16 protein-coding genes, 2 pseudogenes and 1 riboswitch are annotated in these 18,318 nt (G+C 68.8%); of the genes and pseudogenes, 9 read left to right on the top strand and 9 right to left on the bottom strand.

The window, feature by feature from the left end:
- The first annotated feature begins 721 nt into the window (after window positions 1-721).
- The 8 genes from ccoN to WG924_RS00475 all read left to right on the top strand — a co-directional run bounded on the left by ccoN (window position 722) and on the right by WG924_RS00475 (window position 7,687).
- The gene (gene ccoN, locus WG924_RS00510) at window positions 722-2,239 is read left to right on the top strand and encodes a cytochrome-c oxidase, cbb3-type subunit I (protein ID WP_345930867.1); all 1,518 of its coding nucleotides are present in this window, start codon (window positions 722-724) and stop codon (window positions 2,237-2,239) included.
- Window positions 2,240-2,258: 19 nt separating this feature from the next.
- Window positions 2,259-3,020 carry a cytochrome-c oxidase, cbb3-type subunit II gene (gene ccoO, locus WG924_RS00505; RefSeq protein ID WP_345930866.1) on the top strand — a complete coding sequence of 254 codons (762 nt, stop codon included), beginning with the start codon at window positions 2,259-2,261 and terminating at the stop codon, window positions 3,018-3,020.
- Window positions 3,017-3,184 (top strand): cbb3-type cytochrome c oxidase subunit 3, encoded by a 168-nt coding sequence (locus WG924_RS00500; protein ID WP_188579764.1) that lies wholly within the window; start codon window positions 3,017-3,019, stop codon window positions 3,182-3,184. Before ccoO ends, WG924_RS00500 begins: the two co-directional genes overlap by 4 nt.
- Window positions 3,171-4,058 (top strand): cytochrome-c oxidase, cbb3-type subunit III, encoded by an 888-nt coding sequence (gene ccoP / locus WG924_RS00495; RefSeq protein ID WP_345930865.1) that lies wholly within the window; start codon window positions 3,171-3,173, stop codon window positions 4,056-4,058. The genes WG924_RS00500 and ccoP overlap by 14 nt, the downstream gene beginning before the upstream one ends.
- Window positions 4,055-5,662, top strand: a complete 1,608-nt coding sequence (locus WG924_RS00490) for a 4Fe-4S dicluster domain-containing protein (RefSeq protein WP_345930864.1) — start codon at window positions 4,055-4,057, stop codon at window positions 5,660-5,662. The genes ccoP and WG924_RS00490 overlap by 4 nt, the downstream gene beginning before the upstream one ends.
- Window positions 5,659-6,198: a FixH family protein gene (locus tag WG924_RS00485; RefSeq protein WP_345930863.1), complete on the top strand. Its 540-nt coding sequence runs from the start codon at window positions 5,659-5,661 to the stop codon at window positions 6,196-6,198. Before WG924_RS00490 ends, WG924_RS00485 begins: the two co-directional genes overlap by 4 nt.
- Window positions 6,199-6,265: 67 nt before the next feature.
- Window positions 6,266-6,931 (top strand): hypothetical protein, encoded by a 666-nt coding sequence (locus WG924_RS00480; protein ID WP_345930862.1) that lies wholly within the window; start codon window positions 6,266-6,268, stop codon window positions 6,929-6,931.
- A 36-nt stretch (window positions 6,932-6,967) separates the two neighbouring features.
- Window positions 6,968-7,687, top strand: coding sequence for a sulfite exporter TauE/SafE family protein (locus WG924_RS00475; protein ID WP_345930861.1), 720 nt, complete (start codon window positions 6,968-6,970; stop codon window positions 7,685-7,687).
- 63 nt (window positions 7,688-7,750) lie between these two features.
- Here the strand turns inward: WG924_RS00475 and WG924_RS00470 are convergent.
- Window positions 7,751-8,611: pseudogene (locus WG924_RS00470) on the bottom strand (DMT family transporter); the annotation flags it as partial.
- A gap of 165 nt (window positions 8,612-8,776) precedes the next feature.
- On the opposite strand from WG924_RS00470, the gene WG924_RS00465 reads away from it, so the two are divergent.
- Window positions 8,777-9,595, top strand: coding sequence for an AraC family transcriptional regulator (locus tag WG924_RS00465; protein ID WP_345930860.1), 819 nt, complete (start codon window positions 8,777-8,779; stop codon window positions 9,593-9,595).
- Between the two features lie 103 nt (window positions 9,596-9,698).
- Here the strand turns inward: WG924_RS00465 and rpsD are convergent, their stop codons facing one another.
- From rpsD to WG924_RS00425, 8 genes and pseudogenes are all read right to left on the bottom strand, one after another.
- The gene (rpsD, locus tag WG924_RS00460; protein ID WP_188579779.1) at window positions 9,699-10,313 is read right to left on the bottom strand and encodes a 30S ribosomal protein S4; all 615 of its coding nucleotides are present in this window, start codon (window positions 10,311-10,313) and stop codon (window positions 9,699-9,701) included.
- Between the two features lie 107 nt (window positions 10,314-10,420).
- Window positions 10,421-11,233, bottom strand: a complete 813-nt coding sequence (locus tag WG924_RS00455) for an ABC transporter ATP-binding protein (protein WP_345930859.1) — start codon at window positions 11,231-11,233, stop codon at window positions 10,421-10,423.
- Between the two features lie 11 nt (window positions 11,234-11,244).
- Window positions 11,245-12,240 carry a FecCD family ABC transporter permease gene (locus tag WG924_RS00450; RefSeq protein WP_345930858.1) on the bottom strand — a complete coding sequence of 332 codons (996 nt, stop codon included), beginning with the start codon at window positions 12,238-12,240 and terminating at the stop codon, window positions 11,245-11,247.
- Window positions 12,237-13,193, bottom strand: a complete 957-nt coding sequence (locus WG924_RS00445; RefSeq protein ID WP_345930857.1) for an ABC transporter substrate-binding protein — start codon at window positions 13,191-13,193, stop codon at window positions 12,237-12,239. The genes WG924_RS00450 and WG924_RS00445 overlap by 4 nt, the downstream gene beginning before the upstream one ends.
- A gap of 22 nt (window positions 13,194-13,215) precedes the next feature.
- On the bottom strand, window positions 13,216-15,384 hold the full coding sequence (locus WG924_RS00440; RefSeq protein ID WP_345930856.1) for a TonB-dependent receptor: 2,169 nt from the start codon (window positions 15,382-15,384) through the stop codon (window positions 13,216-13,218).
- Between the two features lie 59 nt (window positions 15,385-15,443).
- Entirely contained in the window at window positions 15,444-16,292 is an 849-nt protein-coding gene (locus WG924_RS00435; protein WP_345930855.1) for a class I SAM-dependent methyltransferase, read from the bottom strand.
- Between the two features lie 93 nt (window positions 16,293-16,385).
- Window positions 16,386-16,612: riboswitch (cobalamin riboswitch) on the bottom strand.
- Window positions 16,613-16,715: 103 nt separating this feature from the next.
- A complete protein-coding gene (gene pncA / locus WG924_RS00430; protein WP_372045151.1) occupies window positions 16,716-17,357 on the bottom strand; it encodes a bifunctional nicotinamidase/pyrazinamidase in 642 nt (213 codons plus the stop codon).
- A gap of 195 nt (window positions 17,358-17,552) precedes the next feature.
- Window positions 17,553-18,317, bottom strand: a pseudogene (locus WG924_RS00425) (RNA methyltransferase); the annotation flags it as partial.
- Between the last annotated feature and the right edge of the window lies 1 nt (window position 18,318).

Here is an 18,318-nt window from a genome sequence, read left to right as displayed (position 1 = left end):
TAAAGGGCCAGATGCCCTGGCCGAAGATTAACCCACCGGCGATCCCCAAGGCGAATCCTGGTGCCGGACTGTGCGACAGAATGACGCCGCGACAGTCTGGCAATTGCGGGGCCCACCCTGCTTCCGCAATAGTCCGGCCATGGCGCGATGCAGCAAAATAGCCCGAAACAGGGCGCACCGTCGGTTCGGTAACGCACCCATCATGGTTTCGGTCATGGTGGCTTCTGGTGTTGTCCACATGTCCGGCATCACCCAAAACATGGCTGCCGATCTGCCAGATGTCGTTCTATCTCAGGGACTTGTACCGGCTTCACGCCCGCCGCCCTGAACCCGACCACCCACCCTGCCGATCACGCAGATCCGGATGGCCGCATATCGATGCGGCCGGACAGGATTTTGTCATGTCCGTTGCATCGCAACATAACACGCCGCCGGCGCGCCCGGCGATCCGGTCCATCACAACACACACTCCTAAGCCGTGGGTCGCGGAACGACAGAAACCGGCACGCCACGACCAGAACAACGGCGGCCAGGATCATCAGTGGGGTCACGAGATGCGGTCTCCCGTCACCATGTCACGGACCATCCGTGAACATGTCGACATATGTTTCGCCAGGACAATCGTTCTTCAAGATAAACGGGCGCCGGCATCTCCGTCGTCAGTCTCTGACTGCCTCGCATTCCATCACCAGTCCGGATGCGCTGTACGGGAGATCATGGGATGACTGCAATCACCGCAACCGGCGCCATCGGAGCCACGGCATCAGCGCCGGCCAGCAGCGCCGCGATTGCCGGCTACAACGAAGCGATCGTGCGTCGCTTCACCATCGCCACGGTGTTCTGGGGCGTGTTCGGCTTTGCCGCCGGCACCTGGGTTGCCACCCTGCTGGCCTTCCCTGAACTCAATATCGGCCTGGAGGGCAGTTTCGGCCGGCTGCGGCCGGTGCACACCTCGGCCGTCATCCTGGGCTTTGCCGGCAACGCCCTGTTTGCGACCTCGTTCTATGTCGTGCAGCGCACCTGCCGCACAGGGTTGTGGGGTGGCCCCCGCCTGGCCAATGCGGTGTTCTGGGGCTATCAGGCCTTCCTGATCATAGCGCTCACCGGCTATGTCATGGGCATCACCCAGAGCCGGGAATATGCCGAGCCGGAATGGTATGCCGATATCTGGCTGACCGTGGTCTGGGTCGGCTATCTGGCGATCTTCGTGGGCACGCTGGCCACCCGCCGCGAGCCCCATATCTATGTCGCGAACTGGTTCTTCCTCGCCTACATCATCACCGTCGCGGTCCTGCACATCATCAACAACCTGGCGATGCCGGTGTCGTTCGTCGGCACCAAGAGCTATTCGGCGTTCTCAGGCGTTCAGGATGCGCTGATCCAGTGGTGGTACGGCCACAACATGGTCGGCTTCCTGCTCACCGCCGGTTTTATCGGCGTGATGTATTACTTCGTGCCCAAACAGGCCGAGCGGCCGATCTATTCCTATCGGCTGTCGATCGTCCATTTCTGGGCGCTGATCTTCCTCTATATCTGGGCCGGCCCCCATCATCTGCACTACACCGCCCTGCCCGACTGGGCGCAGACATTGGGTGCCGCGTTCTCGATCATGCTGTGGATGCCGTCGTGGGGCGGCATGATCAACGGCATCATGACGCTGTCGGGGGCCTGGGGCCGTCTGCGCACCGACCCGATCCTGCGCTTCCTGGTGGTCGCCGTCGCCTTCTATGGCATGGCCACCTTCGAAGGCCCGCTGATGGCGCTGAAGCCGGTCAACGCGCTCAGCCATTATACCGACTGGACTGTCGGCCACGTCCATTCAGGGGCGCTGGGCTGGGTGGCGTTCATGACCTTCGGCGCGCTTTATTACCTGGTGCCGCGACTGTGGAACCGGCCGCTGTGGTCGCTGCGGCTGGTGGAATGGCACTTCTGGATCGCCTCGCTCGCCATCGTGCTCTACATCACCGCGATGTGGGTTTCAGGCATCGCCCAGGGGCTGATGTGGCGCGCCTATGACGAATTCGGCTTCCTGCGCTACAGCTTCGCCGACAGCGTCGCGATGCTGCACCCCTATTACGTCACCCGCGCGCTGGGCGGCCTGTTCTATCTGATCGGCGGCCTGCTGTTCGCCTTCAACATCATCATGACCATCCGCCAGCCGGCGCCGGTTGCAGCCGCGGAGGGCGCCGCGATTGCGGGTGCCGCCTCGGCGCCACTGCGCCACCCTGCCGGTTCGTGACGCGGAGGACGCAAAGCCGATGCCCCGGTTCAATCACGCCCGCATCGAACGCAGCACCTCGCTGCTGTTCATCCTCACCTTCATGATCATCTCGATCGGCGGACTGGTCGAGATCGTGCCGCTGTTCAAGGTGGAAAGCACGGTCGCACCGGTTGACGGCGTGCGCCCCTATACGCCGCTGGAACAGCTTGGCCGCAACATCTATACCCGCGAAGGCTGCTATGCCTGCCACAGCCAGATGATCCGGCCGTTCCGCGACGAGGTGGAGCGCTATGGCCATTACTCGATCGCGGCCGAGAGCATGTACGACCATCCCTTCCTGTGGGGGTCGAAGCGCACCGGCCCCGATCTCGCCCGGGTCGGCCTGAAATACTCGAACGAGTGGCAGGTGGCGCATCTGGTCGATCCGCGCAGCGTGGTGCCGGTGTCGATCATGCCGGCTTATGGCGACCTGCTCGACCGCGACATCGACCCAACCGTCGCCGGCGACCATCTGAGCGCGCTGCGCAAGGTGGGCGTGCCCTATAGCCAGGAGATGATCGCCCGGGCCGAAGCGGATCTGCGCGCCCAGGCCACCGGCCAGGACGCCGACGCCCTGCGCGCCCGTTATCCCGGCGCCAGGATCGGCGATTATGACGGCCAGCCCGACCGGATCACCGAGATGGATGCGGTGGTCGCCTATCTTCAGGTTCTGGGCACGATGGTCGATTTCTCCGATGTCCGGCTGGAAACCGGGATCGGCGCCGGCATCGCCGGGTCGAGCGTGGAGGCCGGCAGATGATCGATGCCTTGAGCGCCCTGATCTATCAGTACTGGCTGGTCGCGGCCGTGTTGCTGTTCGCCGTGATCCTGGTCCGGACCTTCCGGCCGTCGGCGCGCGACCGGATGAAAGACCACGCCCGGATTCCGTTCGCCCTGAAGGATGACGACCATGGCCAGCCCTGATCATCACGAGCGGCCGGAACGCGACGACCTGACCGGACGCTATACCACCGGCCATGAATGGGACGGCATCAAGGAATTGTCGACGCCGATCCCCGGTTGGTGGGTGGGCGTGTTCCTGGTCTCGATCGCCGTGGCCCTGCTCTATATGTATCTCTACCCGTCCTTCGCCACGACCGAACGCTATTACGAAGGCGCGCTCGGCTATAGCAGCGCCGAGGAACTGGTCAAGGACGTCACCGCGGCGCGCGCCGCCCAGGCCGGCATGCGCAACGCCCTGGTCGCCGCACCGATCGAGAGCATCGAGGCCGACGACGCGCTCAGACGCTTTGCCACCGCCGGTGGTCAGGCCGCGTTCAACGAGAACTGCGCCGCCTGCCATGGCGTGGGGGCCGGCGGTCAGGCCGGCCAGTTTCCGGCCCTGGTCGATGACGACTGGATCTGGGGCGGCAAGATCACCGACATCCGCCAGACCATTCTCTATGGCATCCGCTCCGATCATCCCGACACCCGCCAGTCGATGATGCCGGGCTTCGGCGAGATCCTGCCGCCAGACCAGATCGATCAGGTGGCGGCCTATGTGAAGACCCTGGCCGATCCGGCGCAGGCCGGCAGCCGTGCGGCCATGCCGGGTGCCGCCGTCTTCGCGCGGAACTGCGCCGCCTGCCATGGCGAGACCGGCGGCGGCGGTCGCGATTTCGGCGCGCCGCGCCTGGATGACGCGATCTGGCTGTATGGCGGCAGCACCGATGCCATCCGTCGCCAGATCGCCCATCCCCGCATGGGGGTGATGCCGGCCTTCGGCGAGCGGCTGGACGAAGCGACGGTGCGGATGATCGCGGTCTATGTCCACACGCTGGGCGGGGGTGAGAAATGACCGCGACCTCGGATCACGGCGTCTCGCCCGGCATCGCCGGCACGCATGCCCCCAAGGCCGCGGCCCTGTCGCGCCGCAAACGCCGACGTCACCTGCCCCAGCCGGTGCGCGGCCATTTCCGCCGGTTGAAGACCCGGCTGATTCTGGGCTTTCTGGCGATCTTCTTCCTGGTGCCCTTTCTGCGCTGGGATCGGGGGCCGGGGCTGCCGGATCAGGCGGTGCTGGTCGACCTGCCCGGCCGGCGGCTGTTCGTCTTCGGCCTGGAATTCTGGCCGCAGGATCTGCCGATCGCGGTGGGGCTGATGGTGGCGGGCGCCTTCGGGCTGTTCTATGCCACCAGCCTGTCGGGCCGGGTATGGTGCGGCTTCGCCTGCCCGCAGACGGTGTGGACCGATATCTTCGGCGGCATCGGACGGTTGGCGCACCGGCTGGCCCGAGGCCATCAGGCGCGAATCCGGCCGATCACGCTCGTGCTGTCGGCGATTGTGGCGGTTGCCACCGGCATCGGCTTCACCGCCTGGTTCGTCGATGCCCCAGGCCTTGCCGGCCGGCTGCTGTCGGGCGATCTGCCGGGGGCCGCTTATGGCACCATTCTGGTCATCGCCGGCTTCACTTATGTTCTGGGTGCCCATGCCCAGGAACGGGTGTGCCTGCATATGTGCCCCTGGCCGCGCTTCCAGTCGGCCCTGCTCGACCGCGACAGTCTGGTGGTGACCTATCGTGCCGCCCGGGGTGAGCCACGGGCCCGCAAACGGGTGGCGCTACGCCCCGATCTGCTGGCCGCGGCGGCGGCGGCGACCGCGCCGATGGCACAGGTGACGGCCTTCGCCGTCGCCGCCGATGGCCGCGTCGGGCTGGCGCCGGATGCCGTGGCCGGCCGTGGTGACTGCGTCGATTGCGGCCGCTGCGTTCAGGTCTGCCCCACCGGCATCGACATCCGCGATGGCTTGCAGATGGGCTGCATCGGCTGCGGCCTGTGCATCGATGCCTGCGACGAGGTGATGACCCGCATCGAGCGGCCGACCGGGCTGATCCGCTTCGATGCCGAACAGGCCGATCCGGCACCGATGGCGCCACCGGCGCGCATCGGGCTGTTCCAGCCCAAGGCGATGGTGTTCGGCGCGGCCATGGTCGCGGCGCTGCTGGCGGTCGCCATCGGCGTCACCCGCATGACCGCGGTGCAGATCGATGTCGAACCGCAGAACACGCCCCGCTATGTGCTTCTGTCGGATGGCAGCGTGCGCAACGACTATGTCGTCCGGCTGTCGCATCGCCTGCCCCGGCTCAGCGCCGTCACCGCCTCGGTCGACGGCATGCCCACGGCCGAGTTGCGCTTCGCGGCCGGGGATGGCGCCGACGCCGCCCTGATGGCGGTCAGCGGTCAGCGCAGTGCCGCCAACCGGCTGCTGATCACCCGGCCACCGCTGCGCGGCCAGCCGGCACATGCCGGCGAACTGCACGAACAGCCGGCACATGCCGGCGAACTGCACGAACAGCCGGCACATGCCGGCGGGCCGCGACCGGTGACGCTGGTCTTCAACGACACGGAAACCGGCGCCGAGCTTGCCCGCGTCGACACCCGTTTCTGGGAGCCGGAGCCATGACCGCGCGGATCGGACCACCCCCGCCCGTTCGGATGCCGGGCGATCCAGCCCCGCGCCCGTCGGATCGCTGGATTCCGCGCGCGATCATCGGCTTCTTTCTGGTGCTGGGATCGGTGCAGGCGGGGTTCGTGACCATCGCCTATGACAGCTTCACAGGCCTGGTCACCGACGACGCCTATGCGACCGGCCTCAGCTATGACCGGGTGCTGAAGGAGCGGGCGGCCGAAGCGGCACTGGGCTGGCGGATCGATGCCCGCTATCTGCCCGATGCGGCGGATCCGCGGCGGGGCCGGCTGGTGGTCGGTGTCGCCGATGCCGGCGGCGTGCCGCTCGACGGCATTGTCGTGCAGGGCGAGGCCGAACATACCGGCCGGATTCCCCAGCTCCTGCCGATCACCTTCGCGCCACGGGCCGGAGACGGGGCCGCCATGGCCACGCTGGCCTTCCCCAATGGCGGGCACTGGTTCATCCGGCTGAAGCTGACCCGTGGCGCCGACGAGATGCGACATCTGGTCGAATTGCCGGTTGTCCGCTGACACGCCATTGTCCTGGCCACAGCGCCCCCAGCCTTGCCACTGCCCTCATCTGTCCGGATCTGTGCTCATGTCGATGACGACCTCTTCCGCCGGCGGTGCCGCCAGCCCCCGCCGTCAACGTTCCATCTGGCCGCTGGTGATGGCGGTCATCGCCGCGGCCGCGATCGGTGCCATGGTCGCCGGCCCCGAACTGGCGGTGGCCGCGGCCGGCGGCGCGCTGGTGGTGTCGCTGCTGCCACGGCTGATCCTGGTCGCGGGCCGTGGCGGGCTTGGCGCCGTCGGCCTTGCGGCACAGGCGCTGCGCATGGCCGGACGGCTGGGTGGCGTGCTGATCGCCCTGCCCGGCCTGTTCATCACCAGCCTGATCTGGCTGGCGATCGGCCTGCCGATGGCGCTGGTGGCGCGCGCCCATGCCCGCGCCGCGACCAGCGGCGTCGCACCCGCTGCCCTGCCGCGCCTGCCCGATCTCGGGGCCGTGGCGGCAATGGCCGGCCGGGCTCGCACGGGCATCCGTCATATCCTGGCCGATATGGTCTCGCCGCGCGGCCTGCCGCTGCTGCTGACCAATATTCTGCTGCTGCTGGCGATCGGCTGCGTCACGCTCGGCATCGGTGTCGCCCTCTATGCGGCCCTGCTGGCGGTGCCGGCGATGATCGCCACCATGATGCTGGTCGCGCTTGATGGCAGTGCGGAGCCCGAGGTTCCGGGCGACGATGCGGCCGGCCACCACTGATGGCCGCCGGCTACTCCTGAGATAAATAGGGCGGTCATGGCGGTTTCGGAACTCAGCTTCGCCGGTGGCTTTCTGATGGGCGCCGCCAGCAGCCTGCATTGTGCCGGCATGTGCGGCGGCATCGCCGCCGGGCTGATGTTCAGCTTCGATGGCGAGGGTGGCACACGCGGCCGGCTGAAGGCGCTGGCGGCGGCCCATGCCGGGCGCGTCGTCGCCTATGCCACCGCCGGACTGGTGGTCGGCGCGATCGGCACCTCGGTCTATGGCGGGCTCGACCGGGCCGGTGCCTATCAGATCGCCCGCCTGCTGGGTGCCGCCACCCTGGTCTGGGTGGGGCTGTCCGTCGCCGGGCTGGTGCCGTCGCTCGCCCGTCTCGACCGTCTGGCCATGCCGCTCACCGCCGGCATCGCCCGGGTTCTCCGCCCGGCCGGTATCGGCGGCATCGGCGTCGCCGCCGGTCCCGGCGGCGCCTTCGTCTCAGGGCTCGCCTGGGGCTGCGTGCCCTGCGGCATGGTTTATGGCGCACTGTTCTATGCCATGATGACCGGCAGCCCCGAAGGCGGCCTGTCGGTGATGGCGGGGTTTGGCCTCGGCACCGTGCCCGCCGTCGCCGCGACCGCGCTGGGCTTCGCTGGGCTGCGCCGCTCGGCCGCCCTGCCCGGCCTGCGCAAGGCGGCCGGCCTCGCCATCGCCGCGCTGGGCCTGCTCTCGGGCCTCGTCCCCTCGGTCGGTGCCGCGGTACTCTGCCTGCCCTGACCGCAGCGTCCAGCCGATCAGACCAGCCCGACCGGACCAGCCGGCACTGCCGACCACCGTCATCCCGGCCAGAACCAGCATCGCGCCGGTGACGAAACCCGGTTCCATCGGCTCATCAAGCAGCCAGACGCCGAACAACACCCCGAACAACGGGGTCATGAACGACAGCACCCCCAGGCGCGACGCGACATAGCGGCGCAGCAGCCCGAACCAGATCAGAAACGCCAGAAACGATACCACCACCGACTGAAAACCCAGATTGGCCAGGACCATGGCGGTCGGCCGGAAGGTCATCTGATCGAGCAGCGCGGCCGCCACCAGCAGCAGCAGGCAGGCCGCCGTCAACTGATACAGCAGCGTCTGTGTCGCCGGAACGCGCGACAGGCGCGAGCCCCGCACCACCACCGTCGTCAGGCCCCATGCGGCGCCGGCAAGCAGCGCCAGCAGATCGCCCGCCAGCATATCCGCCGCGGCGCGATCAGCCCCGGCGCGCTGCCCCAGAAACGCCGTGGCCACGCCCGCGAAGGCCATCAGGATACCGACCCATTGCCGGAGCGACATCCGCTCGGCGGGCACCGTTATGTGCAGGATCAGCGCGGCGAAGACCGGTGCCGTGTACAGAAACACCACCGCATGCGCCGCCGATGTCAGCCTCAGCGCCTCGCCAAGCAGCAGATATTCCAGCGTGAACAGGAAGCCGACCAGCAGCCCGGGCTTCCAGCCACCATCGGCGACCGGGTCGCCGCCGATGGCACCGGCCTTCCGGCGCAGGCCGGACCGCAAACGCGGCGCCAGCATATACAGCCCGACCAGCACGGCCGCGATGCCCGAGCGCATGGCGATCAGCAGCACCGGCGACACGTCACCCGCCGTGGCCTTCAGGGCGACCTGTTGCAGCCCCAGCGACGCGCAGACGATCAGCATCAGGCCGAATGCCTGAAGATCCAGGGGTTTGCGCATGCCATCCACCTTGTCCGAAGCGCTCTCGACGCGGTATGGCATTGTGGCTTTGTCGGCTTGAATGGATATAGTGAAGAACCGACAATCGATAGCGCCCCACCGACAGGCCCCACCGACAGGAGAGACCCCATGTTCGTCGATGGCCGCAGGCGCGGTGATGCGATGCATCTGCACCAGCCGCCCTTCGTCGACGCCCTGCCGGCACCTGTGGTCTTTCGGACCGCCGACATGCCGGCGGATGCCACCTACCCGCTGCACAGCCACCCCTGGGGCGAATTCGTCTATGCCTTCAGCGGCGTGATGGAGGTGCGGGTCGCGGGCCGCCACTATCTGGCGCCGTCGCAATACGGCCTGTGGCTGCCCCCTGGGATCGAGCATCGCGGGCTGAACCATCAGGCCGCCTGTCATTGCTCACTCTATGTCTCGACGCCGCTGGCCGATGCCCTGCCGGTGATGACCTGCGCCCTCAGCCTGACACCGATGGTGATGGCCATGCTCGATCATCTCCGCCACAGCAGGATCACGCCGCCCTATGACGAGGCCGGCAGCCGGCTGTTGCGGGTGCTGGTCGACCAGTTGGCCGTGGCGGGCTGCGCCGGCAGCTATCTGCCGACATCGGATGATCCGCAACTCGGCCGGGTTCTGGCGATGCTGGATGCCGATCCCGGCTGCACGCTGTCGCTGGCCGAACTGGCGCGGGCGGTCAACACCACGGAACGCACGCTGATGCGGCGATCCCAGCGCGACCTGAACATGTCGCTGGCCGAGTGGCGACAGCGGCTGCGCGTCCTGAAGGCCATGCCTCGGTTGACCGCCGGAGAGAAGGTCGAGGCCGTGGCCCTGGATCTGGGCTATGGCAGCGCCTCGGCATTCATCGCCATGTTCCGTCGCCTGACAGGCGTCACCCCTGATGATTATCGTCGCGGGGCCAGAAAGGCCGGCGGCTGAACGATGATCCTGCCCGCGACCGCCCCTTGAGACGCGAAACGCCCCGCCGGAGATCCGGCGGGGCGTTTCGTGGTCGGGAGCCTGATGAAGCCCCTTCAGCCGATCAACGCGAGTAGTACTCGATGATCTGCTTCGGGTCCATCTGCACCGGGTAGGGCACTTCGGCAAGCTGCGGCATGCGGTTGTAGCTCGCAGTCAGCTTGTCGTAGTCGACGTCGATGTAATCGGGCACTTCACGCTCACGGCGCTGGGTGGCCTCGAGAACGATCGTCAACTGGCGCGACTTCTCGCGCACGCTGACAACGTCGCCCGGCTTCAGGCGGTAGGACGGGATGGTCACGCGGCGGCCGTTGACCGCAACATGACCGTGATTGACGAACTGACGGGCAGCGAAGACGCTGGCGACGAAGTTCGAGCGATAGACAACCGCGTCGAGACGGCTTTCCAGCAGGCCGATCAGGTTCTCGGTCGACTCGCCCTTGCGGCGGGTCGCCTCGTCCACGACGCGGCGGAACTGCTTCTCGGTCAGGTTACCGTAGTAACCCTTCAACTGCTGCTTCGCAGCGAGCTGAAGACCGTAGTCCGACGGCTTACGGCGACGCTGGCCGTGCTGGCCGGGGCCATAGGCACGCGCGTTCACCGGGCTCTTGGCCGTGCCCCAAAGATTCACGCCGAGCCGCCGGCTGATCTTGTGCTTGGCCTGGATGCGCTTGGTCATCTTGTGTTTAAACCGTTCAGTAACGGGTAGGACCGCAGTAGAGGATCGGGTCTATTTATAGGCGGGAGCCGGTGTTGTCAAAGGGAATCACCCCCCTTGTTCGGCCGCTATGCCCCATCTGCCATCGCCTCCCCCGCCGGCCCCGGCGCCACCGCCACCGGCCAGGTGCCGGAGGGGGTCGCGACCGGCCTGAAGCTGAGACCGAAGGCGTCGTCGGCGGCCCCGGATGCCAGCACCGCACGCGGCGTCCCCACCGCCCGCAGCCGGCCGCCATCCAGCACCGCCACCCGGTCGGCATGGGCCAGCGCCAGCCCCAGATCATGCACCACCACCACCACGGTCATGGCGCCACGCAGGCTGGCCAGCAGCCGCATCACCGCCAGAGCATGGGCGATGTCCAGGCTGGCGGTGGGCTCATCGGCCAGCAGCAATCGCGCCGGTGCCGCCAGTGCCCAGGCAAGTGCCGCCCGCGCCCGCTCCCCCCCTGACAGATCATCCAGCCGCCGGGTGAGCAGCCGGTCGAGGTCGAGCGCCGCCGGCGGTGGCACCGGCCGCCCGCGGACACCGGCACCGGCACCGCCCGGCAGCCACCCCGCCCCGCGCTCGCGGCCAAGACGGATCAGCTCGGCCACGGTCAGGTTCCAGTGGCTGCGGAAGCCCTGCGGCAGATAGGCGACGTCCCGCGCCCGCATCCGCCGCGCGCGGTCGGCCAGAGGGGCGTCGTCGAGCAGAACCCGGCCGGTCGCCGGTTCCAGAGCACCGGCCATGACCCGCAAGGCGGTGGTCTTGCCGGACCCGTTCGGCCCGACCAGCGCCAGCATCTCGCCCGGCACCAGATCGAGCGACAGGTCGTGCAGCACCGGTCTTCCGCCCAGATGCACCGTCACATGCTCAAGGCCAAGCGCCGCCGCTTCCCTCATCCCGCGCGCCCTCATCTTACACCGCCACGGGCCTGACCCAGCACCAGCAGAAAGGCCGGCGCGCCGATCAGCGCCGTCAGCAGGCCAAGCGGCAGATCGGCCGGCGGCAGCAGCGACCGGGCGAGCCCGTCGAGCACCGCCACCAGCGCCCCGCCGGCCAGCGCCGAGGCCGGAATCAGAACGCGGTGGCCGGGGCCGACCAGCCGCCGCGCCATATGCGGCACCATCAGCCCCACGAAACCGACCAGCCCGCCCCAGCCCACGGCGACCGCCGTGATCGCGGCCCCGGCCAGCACCGCCAGTTCGGTGAAGCGCCGGACGTTCAGGCCCATGGCACCGGCGGCCTCATCACCCAGCCCCAGCCGGTCGAGCCCCGGCGCCAGAACCAGCGCCAGCGCGATGCCGGCAAGGCTGAGCCCCCACAGCAGAGCGAGCCCGCCGGCATCCGGCGTGTGAATGCCGCCCAGCGTCCAGCTCATCACCACCTGAAGGTTCACGGTATCGTCAGACAGGGCCAGCAGCAGCAGGCCGCGCACGGCACCCAGCGCCGCCGCCACCGCCACCCCCGCCAGCAGCACGCCGGTGACATCGGCGATCCGCGCGGCACGGGCGGCTGCAATCACGATCCAGGTCGCGCCCCAGGCACCGGCGATCGCCAGCACCGGCAGAGCCAGCGCCGGAGCCACCGGCAGCGGCACCAGCAGCGCCACGGCCGCACCCAGCGCGGCACCCGGCGCCGTGCCCAGCAGCCAGGGTTCCGCCAGCGGGTTGCGGAACACGCCCTGGAACACCGCGCCAGCAACGCCAAGACAGGCCCCAACAGCGAAGGCCGCCAGCACACGGGGCAGCCGCCAGTACAGCAGCAGACGCGCGAACGGGCCGTCGCTGCCGGCAATCAATCCGGCCAGATCGGCACGCGTCGCGGTTTCGGTGCCAAGCCACAGCCCGGCCAGAACCGCCGCCACCGCCGCGACGGTCAGCAGGGTGAACGCCAGGGTCCGGGTCATCCACCTGCCCCTTCCACAGATTGCGGCGCAGCGGCACAGGCGCCCCCGGCCGCGAAAGCCGCAGGATGCAGCAACCGGGCCAGCATCCAGGCGCCGTCCACCACCCGTGGCCCGGGGATCAGCAACAGCGCCCGCGACACCGCCGCCACGTCACCACGCGCCACGGCGTTGATGCCGCCCCAGCCGGGCCGTGTGGTCAGCGCCTGCGCCTGCGCCGGTGTTCCGGCAACCAGGATCATGTCGGGGTCCGCCTGCCACACCGCCTCTCCCGACACGCGGCCCAGCCGGTCCCGACCGGCAAAAACACTGACGCCGCCGGCGGCGCGCAGGATGTCGCCGGTATAGGTGTCGTCGCGCAGGGTGAACGCCGCACCGCGATCGTCGCTGCCGGTTTCAAGATACACCCGCACCGGCGGCCGGCCAGCCAGACAGCGGCGCAGATGATCGATCCGCGCCGCCATCGCCGCCGCCACGGCATCGCCATCCGCCTCATGGCCGGTGGCGCGGCCCAGCAGGCGGATATTGCCAAGGATGTCGTCGAGGCGCCGATGGGTCAGCACCAGCGCCGGAACGCCGATCCGACCCAGCGGATCGACCATGCCGGCCGCCGCCTGTCGTGCCGGGGTCATCACCACCAGATCGGCATCCATCCGGGCGATCGCCTCCACCGAAAACCCCAGCCGACCACCGACCCGCCCGGCCCGCGCCACAATCTCGGGCGGATAGCGGGTCCAGGCCTCGATCGCCACGATCTCGGGGCCGGCACCGATCGCGGCCAGCATCTCGACATTGCTTGAGAAGATGGCGACGATCCGCCGGGGCGCCGCCGGGATCACCACCGCGCGCCCCAGCGCGTCGGTGACCACGCGCGGCCATTCACTCTGGGCGGCCGCCGCGCCAGTGGCCGGCATGGCGGAGACCGCCAGCGCGGTCAGCGCCAGCAGCACAGCCACCTGCCGGCGCCACCGGCCGCGGTCAGAACCGCCAGGTCGCGCCGACATAGGCACTCCGCCCGGCCTGACTGTTGCCCAGGCCGCCATTGGACGACACCGGATCACCCCGATAGGGCACGCTGTCGGTGGCGATGAACAGCGGATGGTCGTTCACATCCCACAGATTGTCGATGCCGCCGAACACGGTCAGGGCATCGGTGACATACCAGTCGCCGCGCAGGTTCATCAGCCAGCTCGATCCCTTGCGATGCACATACCGGCTGTCGGGCTCGGCACCGGCCACCAGCGACTCCTCGGTGTCGTAATAGAGCGGGCCCCGGACGACAGCCGTCGTCGTCATCGACCAGATGCCGCGCGCGCCGAAGCTCACCCCCAGCGCCGCCTGGGTTTCATGCATCCGTTGCAGCCGGGTGCGGTCGGGGCCGGTCAACGCCGGATCGGCGCCCTCGTCGCGCATCTCGACATTCCACACCCCTGACCCCTGAACGGCCAGCGCCCAGTCCCGCCAGCCCATCAGGCGGGCAAGGTCATAGCGGGCCTGAAGTTCCAGCCCGCGGATGATGGCATCGCCGCCGGCATTGGCATAAGTCCGCTGATCGGTGCCGGTGGTCACCGTGGTGATGCGGTCGGTGATGGTGTTCTGGAACAGGGCCGCGTCCACGAATAGCGGCCCGTCGGCATGGGCGGCGCCCAGCTCGAATTGCAGGCTGCGTTCGGGGTCGAGATCGGGGTTGCCGAAGGTGCGGCCACCACCGACCGCGGTGAAATCCGAGGCAAGCTCGGTGCCGGTGGGCGCGCGGAAGCCGGTCGCCACGCCCGCCCGCAGCGTCACGGTCGGCCACGCGGCCCAGGCGGCACCGATGCTCCAGGTCACGTCGTCCCAGCTTTCGGTCCGCTCGACCAGCAGCGGCTGGTTCGGGGTCGCGCGGGTCGACACCCGGCCATAGCTCCAGCGCGCCCCGCCACGCAGGGTCAGGGCGTCGTCGAACGCCCGGTGCACGGCCTCGCCATAGACACCGAGGCTGTCGGTATCCTCGTTGATGTCATAGGGCGGCACCTGGGCGGTCGTCCCGCCGGTCATCGATTGCCGGACACGGTCGCTGCGCAGTTTCGCGGTTTCGGCATCGATGCCGAAGATCAGATCGGTGTCGTCGTCGACCGCCAGACGCGGCGCCAGCTTCAGCCCCATCACATCCAGTTGCCGGCGGTTGTCGTCGGACGAGAAGCCGTCGGCGCCGCTGCGCTGACGTTCGGACCCCCAATGAAAGCTGTCGACGTCGCGCACCACATAGGCTTGCGCGGCAACACCGATCCCGGCGCCGAATTCCCGGTCCCAGCCCAGATCGATCGAGGCATTGCGCCGGTCATCGGTGTTGTTGGTGTCCCATTGCGAGCCCCGGAAACCGGCATCATAGACACCATCGGTGCGCAGCGTCAGGTCCAGGCGCCCCAGCCGCTCGTTCTGGAAGCCGAAGGCGCCCAGCCCGCCGCCACGCCGCCAGCCGGTGTTGTCGAGCGTGCCTTCGGGCGTGTCGTAATCATCCTGCACGCCGCCGCTCAGCCCGACATAATGATCGATACCGCCGCTGGCGCCGGCGGTGGCGGCATGGCCGCGGGCCAGACCGAACGAGCCGGCGCGCGCGGTGATCTCGCTGCCGGCCTCTTCGGTCGCGCCTGAGCGGGTGATCAGATTGACCACGCCGCCGATCGCCTGGGCGCCATAGATCACCGAGGCCGGGCCCCGGATGATCTCGATCCGGTCCAGATCATCGGGCGACAGCTTCGACAGATTGGCGGTGCCGGCGCGACGGCCGTTCATCAGCACGGTCACCTGACTGCGCCAGTCGCGGCCCTGGCCGTCGGTGGCGCCGCCGCGGATGTTGAACGAGGTCTGGCCGGGGCTCCAGTCGCTGAAGAAGCCCACGGCATTCTCGGCCAGCAGATCGGTCACCGAGCGGGCCGAGGACCGGCGGATGGTCTCGGTATCGATCACCTGCACGGTGCCCGAGGCCCGTGCCCGGGGCTCCGGCCGGCCCTGGGCAGTGATGACCATCCGGTCGAGTTCCGCGGCCGCGATGTCATCGGCCAGCGCCGGCGCCGGAGACAGAAGAAGCGGTGCCGGTGCAGCCAGCAGGGTGCAGAGGGCGGACAACGCCGACGGCCGGCGCCGGCCAGAGAAACGGGTGCGCATGGTGGTGATGTCCGGTTTTCCTGATCTTGTGGTGAAGAGCAGCACGCGAGGGGTCAGGCTCAGCCATGCCAGAGCAGGATGGCGCTCACCTTCGGCGCCTCGGCAATGACGCCGCCGTCATCGGCCGGCATCAGAGCGTGGTCGAGATGCTGGTCCAGGCGGTGCGCCAGATCGTTGGAAACCCGCCCATGGCGCCGTGCCAGCCGGTCGATCATGTGGTCGCGGGCGACGGCGCGATCGGCAAACCGGGCACGGAAACGCCAGTCGACCAGATGCACCAGATCGGGGGCCTGGTCTGGTCCCAATTCGTCCAGGCACAGGCTGTGGCCGGGGGTCGTGTCCTCGCCATGCAGATCATCAGGCAGAAACCCCGACAGGCACCAGCTTCGCGGCCCCGCCTGCGCCGGCACGATCCAGGCCAGGCTGCGGCCACGGCCACGGGTGCGGGCATAAAGCGCCCGCGCCGCGCCGATCGGCCCCGGAATATTGGCGCAGAGCACCAGATCGGCCGGGTCGGCCATGGGGGCGGCATCGAGCGCCTGCCAGCCATCGGCGCGGATATCCAGGGTGAGATCGGCCCGGCCGGCCGCCACCGCCGCCAGCCGGCCGCGCATATGGGCATTGGGCTCGAATGCGGTCCAGTGGCCGCCGCGCGCGATCAGGCCAAGGCCGAGCACGCCCGACCCGGCGCCGATATCGATCAGCGACCGGGCCCGCCCGCCGATCAGCGCCCGCAAGGACTCGCCCAGATTGCGGGCATAATCGGACCGGTCCAGATGTCCGGCGAAGAAGGACGCATCGGCATCGCCCCAGGGCGCCGGGATCGGCACAGACGATACGGGATGAGATGGCGACGACGTGTCGCCGGCAGGGCCGGATTTCGCCGGCAGAGACAGTCCGGGCAGCATGATGCCTCACGATGCGTGGCACATCACCGCAAGCAGGACAGTCGGCACGAGGGCCGGCCATCGCCACCGGTACACCCCGACCGGCAGGCACGCGCGTGACCACGATAGACGGCAGGTCTCCTGGCTCACGGGTCTTCACCGGACCGTCGCCTTCCCGGCCGCATCATCGAATGCCGCGCCAGTGGCGAGTGGACGGCCGGCTCGCCGTCTACAGTTGCGGGGACAGCCGGGGCATGGCGCAGGCGCTGGCACAGCCAGACACACGCACGCACCCCGTTCCCTTTTGATCCCCGAAGGGAACCGTCTGAGCCGAGACTACAGGCGCGGTTCATGACCGGTCAAGCATCTCGGCGTTCGGAATATGTTATGTTATAACATTACAAGAATTGCAACGCGAAAACAGCCGGACATGGCAGGTGCCGTTCAGCCGGGGGCGGCGGCCGTCAGTTCGGTGCTGCCGACCAGCCGCACACCGGCCGCCTGCATCTGCTGGCGTGCCCGGTCGAGCGATCCGTCATTGTCGATGGCCCGGCAGGCATCCTCGACCACCACCGCCTCGAAACCGGCGGCGCGGGCGTCGAGGGCGGTCCAGGCCACGCAGAAATCGGTGGCAAGCCCGCAGATGAACACACGGGTGATGCGGCGGCTGCGCAGATAGCCCTCAAGCCCGGTCGGACTGGTGCGGTCGGCGGCAAGAAAGGCCGAATAGCTGTCGACCGCCGGATCGTCGCCCTTGCGGATCACCAGCCGCGCCTGCGGCAGATCCAGCCCGTCATGCAGATCGGCGCCACGGCTGCCCTGCACGCAATGGTCGGGCCACAGCACCTGGGCGCCATAGTCCAGATCCATGGTCTGGAAGGGTGCATGACCCGCATGGCTGCTGGCGAACGAGGTATGGCCCGCCGGGTGCCAGTCCTGGGTCAGCACCACCTCGGCGAACAACCGTCCCAACCGGTTGACCAGCGGCACCACCGCGTCGCCATCGGCCACCGCCAGCGCGCCGCCGGGCATGAAATCATATTGCAGGTCCACCACCAGCAGCGCGTCATGGCCGCCGATGGTGATCCGCCCGGCGGCGGCATCGGCGGCAGCCTGGCGGCGATCGGGGCCGCGGGCGCGGCCGGGCGCCTTTGGCGGAACGATGCCGGCCGCCGCTGCGGCAGCCGCCGCATCGGCCCGGTCCAGCGCCGCGCGCCGGCGCCGATAGGACGGGAAATCGGCCAGTTCGCCCTCGCGCGCACCGCGGATCATCAATCCGTGCAGGAAGCCGCGCATCGAGCGAACCTCCTGCCCGGTCAGATCGGCGCGCTGAAACATGGCCTGGACGTTGCGCAGCATGGTCGGCCGCATCTCAGGGTTCCGGATCACACCCGACCAGTCCAGCGCCTGCGCCAGATGATCGAAGAACGAGGCCACCTCTTTCTTCGAGGCCCGGCCATAGCGGCCCATCTCCATCTGCACCGGCACGGTCTCGTCGCGGGTGGTGAACCACTCATACGAGAACAGCGCCACCGCCTGCGCCAGATTGAGCGAGGCGAAGGCCGGGTTCAGCGGCACGGTCAGGATCAGATCGGCAAGGGCGATGTCTTCATTCTCAAGCCCGGTGCGCTCGGGCCCGAACAGGATGCCGATCCGGCCGCCGGCTTCGGCATGGCCGCGCATCCGCGCCGCCGCCGCCGCAGGCGTCGCCACCGGCTTCACCATGTCGCGCGGGCGGGCGGTCGACGCCACCAGAAAATCCAGATCGGCCACGGCATCGGCGACGGTCTCGAACACCCGCGCCCGTTCAAGCACCACGTCGGCGCCAGACGCCAGCACAGTGGCACGGTCATTGGGCCAGGGACAGCGCGGCGCCACCAGGCGCAGATCGGTCAGGCCGAAATTCAGCATCGACCGGGCGGCCGAGCCGATATTGTCACCGATCTGGGTGTTCACAAGGATCACGGCCGGCTGAACGCCGCCAAGCCCGTCGAGGCCACGGGTCGCAGCGGCCTTGGCCGGCCGCTGCTCGGACTGGTCGGTCATC

Origin of the sequence: Tistrella arctica (assembly GCF_039630945.1) — a bacterium.
GTDB lineage: Bacteria > Pseudomonadota > Alphaproteobacteria > Tistrellales > Tistrellaceae > Tistrella > Tistrella bauzanensis.
The sequence above is the reverse complement of the archived record's forward strand: the minus strand, read 5'-3'. Positions and strand labels throughout refer to the sequence as shown.